Consider the following 13,978-nt stretch of genomic DNA (forward strand, 5'->3'; position numbering starts at 1 on the left):
TGCCCCGCCAGTTGTTCTACACGCCACCGAAAAAGCTATGATTGGTCTGCTGTGGTTCTTTTTTCATTGGTGGCGACTCACGCCGACATCGATCTCGAGACCGTTGCTCAGCTGAGCAACGGTGCCTCTGGTATCGCCACATCCGCCCTCTCCGGATCGCCGGCAGTGACGGGTGCCGTTGTGCTGGCTACCTGCAACCGCTACGAAATTTACGGCGAGGCTTCCCACCCGGATGACGTCGAGGCCGCGCGGGCTGCACTCGTAGCCCAGGTCAGCGAGGTCAGCGGTCTCGGCGAGCACCTTGTCTCGCGTTCCTTTGACACCCGCGTGGGCAGTGACGTCAGCAAGCACCTCTTTGCCGTTAGCTCCGGCCTCGATTCCGCCGTCGTCGGCGAACGCGAGATTGCGGGCCAGGTCCGCCGCGCGTTGATCACCGCGCAGCATGAAGGCACCGCAAGCCCGGGGCTCGTCCGGCTTTTCCAGGCAGCATCCAAAACCGCCAAGGACGTCGGCGCCCAGACAGCCCTCGGCTCCCGCGGCCTCTCCATCGTGTCCGTGGCGCTCGACCTTGCCACTGACCTTTCCGAGAACCCTGACTGGACTAACAAGAAGGTAGTCCTTTTTGGTACCGGTGCCTATGCAGGAGCAACCATGGCACTGCTGCGCGAACGCGGCTGCACGGATATCTCGGTGTTCTCCTCGTCGGGCCGGGCCCCAGGCTTTGTCGCCAGCCGCGGCGGTACCGCCCTTGACAGCGCGTCCCTGCGGCCCGCCGTCGCCCAGGCCGACGTGATGATCGGCTGCAGCGGTTCAGATACCCGGGTTGAGGCAGCCGAGCTGGCCCAGGTGCGGGCCGACTCCCCCCAGCCGCTGATCGCCATCGACCTCGCGCTCACGCACGATTTTGATCCCGCTGTTGGCGAGCTCGACGGCGTTGAACTCCTCACGCTTGAATCTGTCCGGCTGGCGGCTCCCGAGGAACAGGCCGAATCGCTGTCCCGGGCCAGCAGCATCGTTTCCGAGGCTGCACAGACCTTTGAGCAGGAACGGGACGCCCGGGCCGCCGATTCCGCGATCGTGGCGCTCCGCCGGCACACCATGAACGTCCTGGACACTGAGATGGAAAAAGTCCGGGCCCGTCACGGTTGCACTGCTGCGGCGGAGGAAGTGGAGTTTGCGCTGCGCCGTATGGTCAAGCAGTTGCTCCATGTGCCCACCGTCCGTGCGCGGGAGCTCGCGGCCAAGGGCCAGCAGGACGAATACGTCACTGCCCTCGAGACGCTCTACGGGATCACCGTGGAGCAGCCGGCCGCCGCCGAACCGGCTGCTGCCTGCCCCGTGGACCATACCCGGCAGGGCGAACAAAGCGCCTGACCCGCCCCTACTTCCCCATCCCGTCGGCCAGGCCCCGGATGAAGTAGCGCTGGCCTGCGAAGAACAGCACGATTACCGGAACGGCGGCGATCGTCATCCCGGCGAACACAACAGGATAGTCCGTTCCGTGTTTGGACATCAGGTTCGCCAGCCCCACGGGCAGGGTCTGCAGGGCGCCACCGCTGGTGAACACCATTGCAAACAGGTACTCGTTCCATGTGAAGAGGATGTTCAGCAAGACAGTGGAAACGATGATCGGCTTGCACATCGGCAGGATGACCTGCCAGAAGGCCATCGTCTTGGAGGCCCCGTCCACCGCAGCCGCTTCATCCACCTCTGCGGGAAGGTCCATCATGTACGCCCGGATCAGGAAGGTGGTGAAGGGGATGCGGAAGGCCGTATACAGGATTACCAGGGCCCAGAAGCTGTTGTTCAGGCCTATCGCCTGGAACATCTTCACCAGCGGAATGAGGGCCACTGTCGGCGCCAGCATCAGGCCCGCCAGGATCATGATGAGGATGGTGCGGCTGAACGGAATGTTCACCCTCGTCAACCCGTAGGCCGCCCAGGCGCTGATGAGGACCGTGGAAACGGTGGACACCACCGTGACCAGCACGCTCGTGGTGAGGTAATCGCTCACGCCGCGGTTCCAGGCCGTGGCGTAGTTCTCCCAGCGCCAGGCCTCCGGCATGGCGAACGGATTGGCGAACAGCTCCGGGTTGGACTTCACGCCATTGAAGAACATCCATATCAAGGGATAAATGACGACGACGGCGAGCGCCACCAGGAAGGCCTGGACGAACACCTTGCCGAGGACCATGAGCACAGACGTGCGGGTTACCATTCGACCCTCCTGCGGTTGGACAGACGGAGCTGAAGCACCGCAAGCACCAGTGTGATGATGAAAACCGCCGTGGCAATGGCCGCGGCGTAGCCGAAATCGTTACGGACGAAGCCGCTCCGGTAGAGCCAGGTCCCCAGGACCTGGCTGGAATTGTTTGGGCCGCCGCTGGTCATGACCATCACCTCGTTGAACACCTGGAAGGCACCGGAAACCGTGACGATCATCATCAGTCCGCTCATCTCCCGGACCAGCGGCAAGGAGATGAAGAAGAAGCGCCGCAGGGGCCCTACCCCGTCGATCGCCGCGGCTTCGTACAGCTCGCCTGGGATCCGCTGCAACGCCACCGCGAACAGCAGCGTGCAATAGCCGAACCCCTGCCACTGGCTCATGGCAATGATCGCGAAAATGGCCGTGTTCTCCTGGCCAAGCCACGCCTGTGCGAACTGCCCAAGGCCTACGACGTCGAGCCCTGCGTTCAGGATGCCCATGCGCGGCTCATAGATGAAATAGAACAGAAGGCCGGCGACAGTGAGGGAGATGGCGGACGGAACAAAGTAGACTGCCCGGAGGATTCCGCGCCAGCGCTCGCTGCGCAGGCCCTCGATCATGGCCGCCAGGACCAGCGCGCCGAACACCTGGAAACAGATCGATATCCCCGCGTAGAGGGAGTTGTTGAGCAACGACTTCCAGAAGATGGGGTCGTTGAACATCCTGACGAAGTTGTCGGCACCCACAAAGGTCTGCTGCCCGCTGTAGATGTCCCACTTGAGGAAGCTGAACCCGAGATTCTGGGCGAGGGGCAGGTAGGCAAACACGGAAAGCAGCGCAACTGCAGGAAACACCCACACCAGGTTGTGCCAGCGCCTGGCGCTGGCCGTGCCCAACCGGCGTTCCGGGTGGGGCGCCACTGTTCCAGGCCGGGACGCCGGCACTACCGGTCTCCTGGCCGTGTTGGATACTGTCATGGCGTCAACCGCTATTTGGCCGCGTGGGACGCGGCACGGACGGCGGCAAGGACCTGCTCGGGAGTCTGCGTCCCGGAGACGAGGGCTTCGCCGCCTGCCAGCCAGGCATCAGCGACGTCCGGGACGGTCACCGAGTCCAGCCAGATGATGGCATCGGAGGCTTCGTTGACCTGCCTGATACCTTCGATGACGGTGGGCGTGGAGTTTGCCTCCGAGACAGCTCCCTTGACGGTGCTTGGCTGTCCGAAGGGCGTACCCGAGAGCTTGGACGCGTTCTGCTCACTGGTGGCGAACTTCATGAAATCCGCGGCCAGAGCCGCGTTCTTGGACTTGGCGTTGATGATGTACCCCTCAGGGGAGCCTTCGATGGCGCGGGTATCGCCCTTGGCATCCGAGGAGGCGGGGAGCTTGAAGATCCCCACGCCGTCCTGGCCGGCACGGGTGTCCGGGGACCCCACGCTGTCGAACTCCAGAACCTCCTGATAGTACATACCCGCATTGCCCTCGGCGAAAGCCTGCTGCGCGGTGGTGTAGAGCACGCCGTTGGAATCCTTGCTGCTGCCGGTGCATTCGTTGACCAGGGTGGAGAACTGCCCCATGGCCTTGATGTAGCCGGCGTCCTCGAGCTTGGCGGTCTCCGGCTCGAAGTCTGCCTTCAGGACATGTGAGGGTACTTCATAGGCGAACAGTTGCTGGAGGTAGTGCAGTCCGGGCCAGCCATCCTTGTTGCCAAACGAAATTGCTTCATAACCGGCGCCCTTCAGCGTGGAGCAGGTGTCGAGCAGCTGCTCGAAGGTCGCCGGCGGCGTGAGGCCCAGCTTTTGGAAAACGGCCTGGTTGTATCCCATGAATTTTCCGTTGTTGTAGAGCGGGACCGCGAAGTACCTGCCGTCCCGCTCAAAAGCTCTGAGGGCTGACTCGCCGAACGTGTCGCCCCATGGCGTGCCCGGCGCAATGATGGAGGAGATATCTGCCGCCAACCCATTGTCAATGAAGTTGTTGGCCCAGTTGCCGGCCCACGTGAAGTAGATGTCCGGCAGGGCCTGGGAGGCGATGAGAGTCTTGGTCTTGTCCTTGATGCTCTGGTCGGTCTCCTGGATGAGTTCGACAGAGAGGTCGGGATGAAGCTTTTTGTAGTCCTCTGCCAGGTCCAGGAAGTACCTGTCCAGGGGGTCCCCGCCAAACTTCGTCAGGATGCTCAACGTGCCGGAATACTCAGGCTCTTTGGTAAGGTCCAGCGGCGCAGCAGAAGGGCTTCCGCTGTTCCCGCAGGCTGCCAGGGCCAGGGTGCTGGCGGCCAGGGCCGCCATCAGGGGAGTGCGTTTGCGCATTGCTCTACTTTCGGTCGGTGGCCGCATGGCCGTGGCTTGGCGGGTGGCTCCGTGACCCGCCGTCTTTGGCGTGGGCACTGCACTCGCAGCCGAAATATTGGAATTTGTGATACCGGTACCACAGTGAACCATGATTTTTGGTACGGGGGAAGGGTTCTCACGGAATTTGTATTAGCTGCGCCGGGTGGCGGGCACCGGACCCACCGAGGACCGGGCCACCAGCACGGACGGCAGCACCTGCTTCACCGGCGCCGGGTCCGCGCCGTTGATCCGGGCGAGCAGTCGCTGTGCGGCCACAGCCCCCAACTGCCGCATGGGCTGCTGGATCATGCTCAGCGGCGGCTCCATGACGGCCGCCCAGGAGCTGTCGTCAAAGCCGATGAGGGATACATCCTCCAGAACCTTGAGGTTGTGTCCGCGGATCGCATGCAGGGCACCTACCGTGGCCTCGGCCTCGGTAGTAAAGATGGCAGTGGGCGGATCCACCAGGGCCAGCATGCCGCTGATGGCCCTGGCGGCCTGCGCCTCGTTCTTCAGGACATGGGTCACCAGCGATGTGTCGAACGGGATGTCCGCCTCTTCAAGCGCGTCAAGGTAACCTCGTAGGCGCTCGCCGTCGCTCCACAGCGCCCCATCGAGGATCCTGTGCATCTCCTCGAGTCCGGTGGCGGGGCTGAGGGTGACAGGACCCCAGGCGAAGGCAATCCTGCGATGGCCCTGCCTGATCAGCAACGTCACGGCGGAGCGCGCCGCCTCACGGTTGTCGATCACCACGGAATCGGTGTCCAGGCCATCGACGAGCCGATCGATCAGGACCACCGGTATGCCCCGTTCCATTGCGTCGGACAGGTGCGAGACATCGTCCCCCCTGCCAGCGGCAGATGCCACCACCAACCCGTCCACCTGCTTGGACAGCAGCAGCCTGATGGCGTCCCGCTCGAGGTCCAGCTTTTCGTCCGTGCTCAGGATGATGGTGTCGTAGCCGGACAGCTTGGCCGTTTCCGAAATGCCTTTCAACACTCCGGAGAAGAACGGGTTGGCCACGTCTGCCAGCACGATGCCCAGCGTCTTGGTGATTCCGGTGGTCATGCTCCGTGCCAGGGTATTGGGCGTGTAACCCAACCGTTCGGCCGCACGCATCACCTTTGCGCGGGTGGCGTCACTGACCGAACCGTAGTTCCCCAGAGTGCGCGCGACCGTTGCCCTGCCCACCCCGGCCGCAGCAGCGACCTCGGTGATAGTCGGAGCACCGGCGTGATGCTGGTCTTCCTGCATTCAGTCCCCCTCTTTCATGAAACCCGGCGCTGTGGTCCCGGCCCACGCCCGTGATGAACCCCATCTGGCTCCCTGCATCAGATCCTAGTTGCTGCGGACGGGGCTGCTTGTGCATCAACGGGCAGCCCATAACCGAAGGCCCCTTCGACGTAGCACTGCTCCGCCGCAAGGCCCGCCGCGGCGGCCAGTGCCTTTTCCACGGCTGCCGGGGATGGCGGTGAACTGCGCGTCCAGCCGTCGTCGAGCAGTGCCAAAGCGAGACCGGTGAGGAACGCGTCCCCGCAGCCCATGGTGTCCGTGAACCGGTGAGGGTTGATCGGCACCGCGGCTTGCGCAAAGAATCGCTTGCCGTCGAACAGGAGCGCACCAGCCGCGCCTCTGGTCCCTACAGCCAGCGAAGCCCCCGCCGCTACCGCGCGCCGGAGTTGCCCCTCCGCCAGTGACGATGGCTGGTTTCCAAAGGAAAAGAGAGCCAGGTCTACGTAAGGGGCCGTCTGTCGCAGGTATCGCTCCGATCGGCTTTCTGCCTCGGAGGAGTAGTCGAAGCTGACCAGAGTCCCCGCTGTCCGCAGGGCCGGCAACTGCGTTTCAGACGCGGAATAGACGCTTGAATGCACCAGGTCCGCAGTGCCCAGGTAATCAAGGTCTTCTGGCCCCAGGACGAACGGCTGGCTGAAGGTGACGCCACCGTCATTCCACCCAACGAACTCCCGGTCGCCGTCGACCACTCTGATTTCGGTGACCCCGTTGGGGCCGTCCCGGACAACACAACGGCTGGCCTCCACGCCCTCCGCTTCGACGGCGGAGCGGACAAAGTCACCCAGGGAATCGGAGCCGAAAACCCCAAGATAGCCTGCCTGGGCGCCGTTCCGGCGGGCCAGCACTGCAACATTGACGCAGTTTCCGCCCGGATACATGACCTGACGGTCGAGGAAGCGGTCCACAATATTGTCACCAAACCCGATGACTTTCATGCTGTTCCTGTCTTGACGTCGGCCCCGGCAGTCTTCCCCGCGGCGCCGGATATCCGGCGCCGGTGCCGGCGATGACGTGCCGCGCCGTACCGCTCAGTACTCAACGACCCGGTAATAGCGGCGCAGGTCCAGTGAGTGGTTGCGCACCCGTTCCAGGTGCTTGCTCACCCTGTCCAGCACGGTGTCAAGGACCAGCGGCCCCAGCAGGGAGCGGAAGCGGGCGCTGATGCCGGGCAGCTCATAATCCTTGGTGTCGAAGAGGGTGGTGTTCTTGTTGTAGTTATCGGCAAACTTCACCACACGCTCCATCAGGGGTCGACTCTCGTCCTCGCCCAGGAGGAGCATGAGGCTTGTGCTCTCTTCGATCAGCTCCAGCGAGCCGTGGAAGAATTCCGCGCCGTGCACCCGCGTCGTTTTGAGCCACTGCATCTCTTCGAGGATGCACATGGAGTAGAGGTAAGTCAGGCCCCAGAGGTTTCCGGCTCCGACCAGGAAGTGGAAGTCCGCATCCTTGTTGCGTTCGGCGAAGGCCTCCGCCGCGGGCTCGGCCTGACGGGCCACCTCCACGAGGAGTTCCGGAATGCCCTGCAGTTCCGTGACCAGTTCCCCGTAGCCTTCAAAGTCCCCGCGCGCTGCCAGCAGCCGCGTGCACAGGAGCAGAAGGGGAATATCGAAGGGCCAGGTCTTGGGCTCGGTAATCATTGCGAGGTCCAGTGCCCGGGCAAACGGACTGTCGCCAAACCCGGTGAAGCCCACGGTGTAGGCGCCCTGGGCCTTGGCGAATTCGATCGACTCGATAATGTCCTCCGTGGTCCCGGACACCGAGGCGAAAACTGCAACGGAGCCGGGGCCGAACCCGGGATCGGCGGTGAGCATCAGTTCCTTGCCGATGACGGTTCGGACGGGCAGTGTCGAGCGCGAGCGGATGAAGTGCTCGTAAGGCAACATCGCCGCGTAGGTGCCTCCGGCACCGATCAGGAAGAGGTTCTCAAACCCACGCTCCTGAAGGGAATCGACCAGCTGCTCGATCTGCGGTTGCAGCGCGAGGGCACTCCGGGTCTGGGTGAGGAATTCTTCTTCTTTGAAGCCAAGCACGGGCAGTCCTTTCGTTGACAGGGGGTTGATTCTGATACTGATTGATACCGGTATCAAAATCTGATCGTTATCTTTTCATGGGAATCGATAGAGGTCAATAGGGGTCTTTCCTCCCGTCCGGGGACGGGATGCGCACGTTCTTTCAGTACACCGGCTTGTCCGGCTCCACATCACTGACCCACGCCAGGATGCCGCCCTCCAGGTGGCTCACCCGCTCATATCCGGCATTGCGGGCCGCCGCCAGGACATTCGCTGACCGCGTCCCGGCCTTGCAGTGGAACACGATGTCGCGATCCTGCGGCAGTTCGGCCCAGGCTTCCCCGGCCAGTATCCGCCCCTGCGGGATCAGGACCGATCCGTCGATGCTCACGATGTCGTGTTCACCCGTCTCCCTGACGTCCACCAGATCGAAATCCTTGAGCCCGGCCTTGCGCGCCGCCAGCATCGTGGCCAGCTGCGTAGCGGTAACCGTGTGGCTGCTGTCCGTTGGCGTTGCTGGTTCAATACCGCAGAACGCCTCGTAGTCAGTCAGTTCCGTAACGCGCTCCGCTTCAGGATCACGTTCCACCCGGATTTCACGCCAGCTGCCGCCCAGCGCATCGAACAGGGCCACCCGGCCAAGCAGGGAACGGCCGACGCCGGTAATCAGCTTGACCGCCTCAGTCACCATCAGGGAGCCCACGGCAGCGCAGAGCATGCCAAACACGCCACCTTCGCCGCAGGACGGCACCGATCCGGCGGGCGGAGCCTCCGGGTACAGGTCCCGGTACGTGGGGCCGTGCTGTTCCCAGAACACACTGACCTGGCCGTCAAAGCGGAAGATTGAGCCCCAGATATAGGGCTTACCGAGGATGGCTGCGGCATCATTGACCAGGTAGCGGGTGGCGAAGTTGTCCGCACCGTCGAGGATGAGATCGTATCCGGAGAAAAGCTCCAGCGCGTTGCCGGCGTCCAGTCTCATGTTGTGCAGGCGCACCGTCACCAGCGGGTTCAGTGAGGCTATGGCGTCCCGGGCTGATTCCGTCTTGGGCCGGCCCACGTCCTCTACCCCGTGGATCACCTGACGCTGGAGGTTGCTGGGATCAACGGTGTCGTCGTCAACGATGCCGATCGTTCCCACTCCGGCCGCCGCCAGGTAGAGCAGCGCCGGCGAGCCCAGCCCGCCGGCACCGATGACCAGCACGCGGGCGTTCTTCAAGCGCCGCTGACCGATGCTTCCGATTTCCGGAATGATGAGGTGGCGGGAGTATCGCTCCACCTCGTCCGTGGTCAGCGCGGCGGCTGGTTCAACCAGCGGATTCAGCTGTGCAGTGGTGGCAGTTGACGGGATTGTTGAAGCCATACTTCAATGTATGCCCCCGGATACCGGCAGGTCATATTACCGGGAAGTAAAGTGGTCATAACAGCAAGTGAAAGCAGGGCACAGTGGGCACTCCAGGACCCGTTGAACGGGCACGAAGCCAAAATGGCTCCGCCGCCGCTCCCGGTACGCCGGTCACCGGCCAGGGGCGTCCAGCCGGCCAGCGCTCGGCACGGCTTCCCCGCGATGAGCGCCGTGCCCAGCTGCTGACGGCAGCACTCGAAGTCTTCGTTGCGAACGGCTACCACGCTGCTGCCATGGACGAAATTGCGGAGACCGCCCAGGTCAGCAAGCCGGTCCTCTACCAGCACTTCCCTTCCAAACGGGAGTTGTACCTCGCCCTCCTGGAGAGCCATCTGGCGTCGCTGACGGAGCTGATGCTGAACGCCCTTGCCTCCACCCATGACAACAAGGAACGCGTCCAGGCAGTGATGCGCGCCTACTTCCAGTTCATTGCGGCAGACGATCAGGCGCACCGGCTGGTTTTCGAATCAGACCTGATCAACGATCCGGACGTAAGTTTCCGGCTGGAAGTCTTCAACAAGACCTTCGCCGACGCTGTGGCCGGGGTTATTGCCGAGGACACCAAACTGCCGGAGCTGGAAGCCCAACTGCTGGGCCGCGGGCTGACCGGTATGGCCCAGGTCAGCGCCCGCTACTGGCTCGAAACCGACGGCGACCTGGACCTCGAAGTGGCCAGCGACTTGATTTACCGTTTAGCTTGGCGCGGAATCTCTCGATTCCCCAAGGAGACCTAGACTACAAATGGAGTCTGCAGCTAATCGCTGCAAGTGATGAGATCCGCGAAATCACGGATTTGTCCAAACACGGAACACTGTAACTTTGATCGGCTGGGAGGCCTCCTGTGGAAGTAAAGATCGGCATTCAGAACGTCGGCCGGGAAATTGTGCTGGAGTCCACGCAGGACGCTGATGCCGTAGCCAAGCTAGTGGCGGACGCCATCGGGCAAGGCAGTGAGTTGCGCCTCACGGACGACAAGGGCCGGGTGGTCATTGTTCCTGCAGCAGTGCTGGGCTATGTGGAAATTGGTGCCGAAGAGCAGCGCCGCGTGGGCTTCGGCCAGTTCTAGCCTCTGCAGGCTGGTTTCCGTCCCGTAGATGGACCGCTCCGACTAAGCTCCGACTAAGTCGGGGCGGTCCGGTCTCGCAGCATTACCCAAGGAGAATTCATGCTTTCGCTGGTGATTGTGGTCCTGGTCCTGGTGGCCGCCGGCTTCATTGTGTGGGCGAACGACAAGCGCCATACGAAGTACGGGATGGCGCTACCTGCCGGAGTTGCCGTAGCCGTCGGCGCATTGACCTGGATCATCTGCATGGTGGCAGGATTCTCCTACCGGCCCGGCCTGACCTGGCTCCCCTGGGTCATGCCCATGGTGGTGGGCTCCGCTGCAGCGGCAGGCGCAGCAGTCTACCTGGGACGCACCCGCCACGTCCGGGACATCCATCGACTCACCGAGATCCTGCGTCGCCAGTAAGCACTCGCTACAGAACAAAGCCCTCTGCAGTGCAATGCCGGCCACGCCCGGCGGGCAGCCCGACCTACAGGAACTCCGCCCGGCCCTCCATAGCTGAAGACGCCAGTGCGTGCTCCCGGCGTGGAATCCGCCCTGCCACCCTTGCCAGCCTGCCGGCCTGCACTGCGTGCCTGAAGGCTGCGGCCATCAGCACCGGATCCTGAGCCCGGGTTACGGCTGTTGCCAGCAGTACGGCGTCACAGCCCAGCTCCATCGCCAGTGCCGCGTCTGACGCCGTACCGATGCCGGCGTCGAGCACCACCGGTACCGACGCCCGCGAGACGATCAGTTCGATGTTGTGGGGATTCAGGATGCCCAGCCCGGTCCCGATCGGCGAGCCCAGCGGCATCACTGCCACCGCCCCCAGGTTTTCCAGCCGCAGCGCCAGTACAGGATCATCATTGGTGTAGGCGAAGACCTTGAAACCGCGGTTAACCAGCTGTTCCGTGGCCTCTACAAGTTCGACGGCGTCCGGCAGCAAGGTGTGCTCGTCCGCTATCACCTCCAGCTTCACCCAATCGGTCTCCAGGGCTTCCCGGGCCAGTTCCGCGGTAAGGACGGCATCCCTGGCAGTGAAGCAGCCGGCGGTATTGGGCAGGACCCGGATGCCCTGGTCCTCCAGCAGCTGGAACAGGGACCCCGTCTCCGCCGGTGAGTACCTGCGCATGGCAACGGTGGTGAGTCCAGTCCCGGAGGCCACGAGCGCCGCACCCAGCCCATCCAGGCTCGGCGCGCCGCCGGTCCCCATGATCAGCCGGGAGCCAAGTTCGACGCCGTTAATCAGGAGCGGTGCGGCGGCCACCTCAGCGGGGGTGCGTGCCGCCGTCGACAGTTCGGTCGCTGGTCGGGTTATCTGTTCAGACATTCCTAGCCTCCTTGTACTGCTGTAACAATTTCCACGTCGTCGCCGTCCGCGAGCGCCGTTGCTGCCCACTGGCTGCGTGGCACAACGGCTGCGTTGCGGGCTACCGCCACGCCGAGTTTGCGTCCGTCCGTGGCCTGCCCGTTGGCTGCCAGCGGACGGCCCGTCACTTGGGTGACCAGCGCACTGAGTGAGGTACCGGGGTCCAGCGGATGGTTTTCGCCATTGAGGGTGATGTTCATCGGGTTTCCTGTTGTTCGAACGGAAGATCCTGCAGTGGATGGCGGCCTGGTCCTGGCGGCGCCGCGGCTGCTGGGAAGCGGTCCGGAAGGAAGGGCCTCCAGCGCGGATCCGGCTCCCCGTCAGCCAGTTCGCGGCAGATGCGGGCCGCCACCGGGGCGAGCAAAACTCCGTGGCGGAAGAATCCGGTGGCAATCACCAGTCCCTCAACGTGCCCGGCGGCCGATGCCACCCTGCCCAGGAACGGCGCATTGTCGGGGGTGGCAGGCCTGGCGCGGGCAGTGCTTTCCAGCAGTTCGAGCTCGGCGACGGCGGGGACCAGCTGCTGGGCATCGCGGAGCAACTGGTATACGCCCCCTGCCGAAACCGCATTGGAACCGTTGTTGAACGCGTGGCCGGACAACGCGTCTTCGCGCTGGGTGGCCCCGATCACCACCGTCCCGTCGGTGCGCGGCACGATGTATACGGGAACGCCATGCACCAGGCCGCGGATGGTGGCGGTCAGCAGGGGCAGCAGACGCTCAGGAACACGCAGCCGCAGGATGTCCCCATGGACCGGCCGCAGGGGCAAGTGCAGTCCATCGGGGAGGCCGGCCAACTGCCCGGCATGCAGTCCGTTCGCCACGATCGTCTCAGCGGCAAGCACCTCTCCCCCGCCACGCAGGCGCACCCCGGTGACCTTCCCGCCGTCGTACATCAGTTCTTCGGCCGCCGCCTGGATGGCAAAGCCGCCGACGGCGTTTTCGACGCCTGCACTGCCGTCCTGTTTCCCGCCCAGCGCGTCTCGGAGAGCCTTGATCAGCAGCCGCGGATCCACCTGGTGGTCATCGGGGGTATGGAGGGCGCAGGAAATACCGGGGCTCAACAGCGGCTCGCGGTTGCGGGCTTCCCTGATGGTCAAGGGCTCCACGGCGAGTCCGCGCTCCAGCTGGACCCGGCGCAGGTCAAGGAGCGCCGTGCGGTCCGCCGCGCCGGCACCCACCGTGAGGGTCGGCGTCGTCAAATATCCGGTGGCGGTTCCAGAGCTCAAGGCGAGGGCCTCCGCGAAGGACGGCCACATCGCGGAAGATTCCACCATCAGCTCCAGGAGGTCCTCTTCCTGGTAGTGGTATTCGCTGACCGCGGCCAGCATTCCGGCGGCCGCCCAGCTGGCACCGGAGCCCGGAGCATCATCGATCAGGGCCACGGAACGGCCGGTGCGCTGGAACTCCCAGGCCACGGCGTGGCCGATCACTCCTCCGCCGATCACGGCGACGTCGGCACGGAAGCTTTGTGCCGTGGCGGCTGCAGCGTCCATCCTTGGATTCCTTCCCTACGCCGGTACTAGCCGGATCAGGTCAAGCGGTCGGCTCTGATGCCCTCTCAGCCTTGCCGTCTCCATGACGGTCATATTGGCTCCCGCAGTACCTCCCCAGCTTAGAGGAATTAGGCTGGATCCATGACAGCCCGCCCGGACCTCAGCTCTGCCCGCCTTTACCTCTGCACCGATGCCCGCACCGAACGGGGCGATTTCGAAACCTTCGTAAACGCCGCTTTCGCGGGCGGCGTGGACATTATCCAGTTGAGGGACAAGACCATTGAGGCCGCCCAGGAGCTCGAACTCCTTGAGGTGCTCAGGAGGGCTGCCGAACGTCATGAACGGCTGTGGGCGGTAAATGACCGTGCCGACATTGCGCTGCTCTCCGGAACCCCTGTTTTCCATGTCGGCCAAAAAGACCTCCCCACGGCGAAGGTGCGGAGCCTGCTTGGCGCAGCACCCATCGTTGGCCTGTCCTCACATACCCCGGAGCAGGTGGACGCCGCCATCGCCGATGCCCGCGCCGGAAACCTGGACTACTTCTGCGTCGGACCGGTCTGGGCCACCCCCACCAAGCCGGGACGCGCCGCCGTCGGGCTCGATCTGGTGCGGCATGCTGCCGCATCCGCTGGAACGGGCGGCACCGATGTCCCGTGGTTCGCCATTGGCGGCATCGATCACGGCAATGTGCGGGAGGTCGTGGAAGCCGGTGCCAGCCGTATCGTCGTGGTCCGGGCCATTACCCACGCACCGGATCCCGCACAAGCGGCAGCAGACCTCCTGTCAGCGCTTGACGCCGGACGGCGCGTCGTCGCCTGATACCGGAC

15 protein-coding genes and 1 riboswitch are annotated in these 13,978 nt (G+C 64.0%); of the genes, 5 read left to right on the plus strand and 10 right to left on the minus strand.

Going from position 1 to position 13,978, the window contains the following annotated elements:
• Window positions 1-51 precede the first annotated feature (51 nt).
• Window positions 52-1,374, plus strand: coding sequence for a glutamyl-tRNA reductase (locus AC50X5_RS02830; protein ID WP_494974627.1), 1,323 nt, complete (start codon window positions 52-54; stop codon window positions 1,372-1,374).
• 7 nt (window positions 1,375-1,381) lie between these two features.
• On the opposite strand, the gene AC50X5_RS02835 is transcribed toward AC50X5_RS02830, so the two are convergent.
• The 7 genes from AC50X5_RS02835 to moeB form a co-directional block, all read right to left on the minus strand.
• Entirely contained in the window at window positions 1,382-2,218 is an 837-nt protein-coding gene (locus tag AC50X5_RS02835) for a carbohydrate ABC transporter permease (RefSeq protein ID WP_494974628.1), read from the minus strand.
• A complete protein-coding gene (locus AC50X5_RS02840) occupies window positions 2,212-3,183 on the minus strand; it encodes a carbohydrate ABC transporter permease (protein ID WP_494974629.1) in 972 nt (323 codons plus the stop codon). Before AC50X5_RS02840 ends, AC50X5_RS02835 begins: the two co-directional genes overlap by 7 nt.
• An 11-nt stretch (window positions 3,184-3,194) precedes the next feature.
• Complete coding sequence (locus AC50X5_RS02845) at window positions 3,195-4,514, minus strand: ABC transporter substrate-binding protein (protein WP_494974630.1); 1,320 nt, start codon at window positions 4,512-4,514, stop codon at window positions 3,195-3,197.
• A gap of 171 nt (window positions 4,515-4,685) precedes the next feature.
• On the minus strand, window positions 4,686-5,789 hold the full coding sequence (locus AC50X5_RS02850) for a LacI family DNA-binding transcriptional regulator (RefSeq protein ID WP_494974631.1): 1,104 nt from the start codon (window positions 5,787-5,789) through the stop codon (window positions 4,686-4,688).
• 77 nt (window positions 5,790-5,866) lie between these two features.
• Entirely contained in the window at window positions 5,867-6,763 is an 897-nt protein-coding gene (locus AC50X5_RS02855) for a PfkB family carbohydrate kinase (protein ID WP_494974632.1), read from the minus strand.
• Window positions 6,764-6,856: 93 nt separating this feature from the next.
• A complete protein-coding gene (locus AC50X5_RS02860) occupies window positions 6,857-7,858 on the minus strand; it encodes an SIS domain-containing protein (RefSeq protein WP_494974633.1) in 1,002 nt (333 codons plus the stop codon).
• 142 nt (window positions 7,859-8,000) lie between these two features.
• Window positions 8,001-9,200 carry a molybdopterin-synthase adenylyltransferase MoeB gene (gene moeB, locus AC50X5_RS02865; RefSeq protein WP_494974634.1) on the minus strand — a complete coding sequence of 400 codons (1,200 nt, stop codon included), beginning with the start codon at window positions 9,198-9,200 and terminating at the stop codon, window positions 8,001-8,003.
• A gap of 83 nt (window positions 9,201-9,283) precedes the next feature.
• Between moeB and AC50X5_RS02870 the strand changes: the two genes are divergently transcribed.
• The 3 genes from AC50X5_RS02870 to AC50X5_RS02880 all read left to right on the plus strand — a co-directional run bounded on the left by AC50X5_RS02870 (window position 9,284) and on the right by AC50X5_RS02880 (window position 10,713).
• Window positions 9,284-9,976 carry a TetR/AcrR family transcriptional regulator gene (locus AC50X5_RS02870; protein ID WP_494974635.1) on the plus strand — a complete coding sequence of 231 codons (693 nt, stop codon included), beginning with the start codon at window positions 9,284-9,286 and terminating at the stop codon, window positions 9,974-9,976.
• A 107-nt stretch (window positions 9,977-10,083) separates the two neighbouring features.
• Window positions 10,084-10,308, plus strand: a complete 225-nt coding sequence (locus AC50X5_RS02875) for a DUF3107 domain-containing protein (protein ID WP_463934523.1) — start codon at window positions 10,084-10,086, stop codon at window positions 10,306-10,308.
• Window positions 10,309-10,407: 99 nt separating this feature from the next.
• A complete protein-coding gene (locus AC50X5_RS02880; RefSeq protein ID WP_494974636.1) occupies window positions 10,408-10,713 on the plus strand; it encodes a hypothetical protein in 306 nt (101 codons plus the stop codon).
• Between the two features lie 64 nt (window positions 10,714-10,777).
• Here the strand turns inward: AC50X5_RS02880 and AC50X5_RS02885 are convergent, their stop codons facing one another.
• From AC50X5_RS02885 to thiO, 3 genes are all read right to left on the minus strand, one after another.
• Window positions 10,778-11,617, minus strand: a complete 840-nt coding sequence (locus tag AC50X5_RS02885) for a thiazole synthase (protein ID WP_494974637.1) — start codon at window positions 11,615-11,617, stop codon at window positions 10,778-10,780.
• Window positions 11,618-11,619: 2 nt separating this feature from the next.
• A complete protein-coding gene (thiS, locus tag AC50X5_RS02890) occupies window positions 11,620-11,856 on the minus strand; it encodes a sulfur carrier protein ThiS (RefSeq protein WP_494974638.1) in 237 nt (78 codons plus the stop codon).
• Window positions 11,853-13,151, minus strand: a complete 1,299-nt coding sequence (gene thiO / locus AC50X5_RS02895) for a glycine oxidase ThiO (RefSeq protein WP_494974639.1) — start codon at window positions 13,149-13,151, stop codon at window positions 11,853-11,855. Before thiO ends, thiS begins: the two co-directional genes overlap by 4 nt.
• A riboswitch (TPP riboswitch) is annotated at window positions 13,147-13,266 on the minus strand. (Overlaps the previous gene by 5 nt.)
• Before the next feature lie 26 nt (window positions 13,267-13,292).
• Here thiO and thiE point away from each other — a divergent pair.
• On the plus strand, window positions 13,293-13,970 hold the full coding sequence (gene thiE, locus AC50X5_RS02900; RefSeq protein ID WP_494974640.1) for a thiamine phosphate synthase: 678 nt from the start codon (window positions 13,293-13,295) through the stop codon (window positions 13,968-13,970).
• Window positions 13,971-13,978: the final 8 nt, after the last annotated feature.

The organism is Pseudarthrobacter sp. MDT1-40-2 (assembly GCF_059383595.1).

What these genes read in the sequence shown, in the direction of transcription:
- AC50X5_RS02835 (WP_494974628.1), bottom strand. Translation starts at nt 2,218, where the DNA reads ATGGTAACCCGCACGTCTGTGCTCATGGTCCTCGGCAAGGTGTTCGTC.
- AC50X5_RS02840 (WP_494974629.1), bottom strand. Translation starts at nt 3,183, where the DNA reads ATGACAGTATCCAACACGGCCAGGAGACCGGTAGTGCCGGCGTCCCGG.
- AC50X5_RS02845 (WP_494974630.1), bottom strand. Translation starts at nt 4,514, where the DNA reads ATGCGCAAACGCACTCCCCTGATGGCGGCCCTGGCCGCCAGCACCCTG.
- AC50X5_RS02850 (WP_494974631.1), bottom strand. Translation starts at nt 5,789, where the DNA reads ATGCAGGAAGACCAGCATCACGCCGGTGCTCCGACTATCACCGAGGTC.
- AC50X5_RS02855 (WP_494974632.1), bottom strand. Translation starts at nt 6,763, where the DNA reads ATGAAAGTCATCGGGTTTGGTGACAATATTGTGGACCGCTTCCTCGAC.
- moeB (WP_494974634.1), bottom strand. Translation starts at nt 9,200, where the DNA reads ATGGCTTCAACAATCCCGTCAACTGCCACCACTGCACAGCTGAATCCG.
- AC50X5_RS02880 (WP_494974636.1), top strand. Translation starts at nt 10,408, where the DNA reads ATGCTTTCGCTGGTGATTGTGGTCCTGGTCCTGGTGGCCGCCGGCTTC.
- AC50X5_RS02885 (WP_494974637.1), bottom strand. Translation starts at nt 11,617, where the DNA reads ATGTCTGAACAGATAACCCGACCAGCGACCGAACTGTCGACGGCGGCA.
- thiS (WP_494974638.1), bottom strand. Translation starts at nt 11,856, where the DNA reads ATGAACATCACCCTCAATGGCGAAAACCATCCGCTGGACCCCGGTACC.
- thiO (WP_494974639.1), bottom strand. Translation starts at nt 13,151, where the DNA reads ATGGACGCTGCAGCCGCCACGGCACAAAGCTTCCGTGCCGACGTCGCC.
- thiE (WP_494974640.1), top strand. Translation starts at nt 13,293, where the DNA reads ATGACAGCCCGCCCGGACCTCAGCTCTGCCCGCCTTTACCTCTGCACC.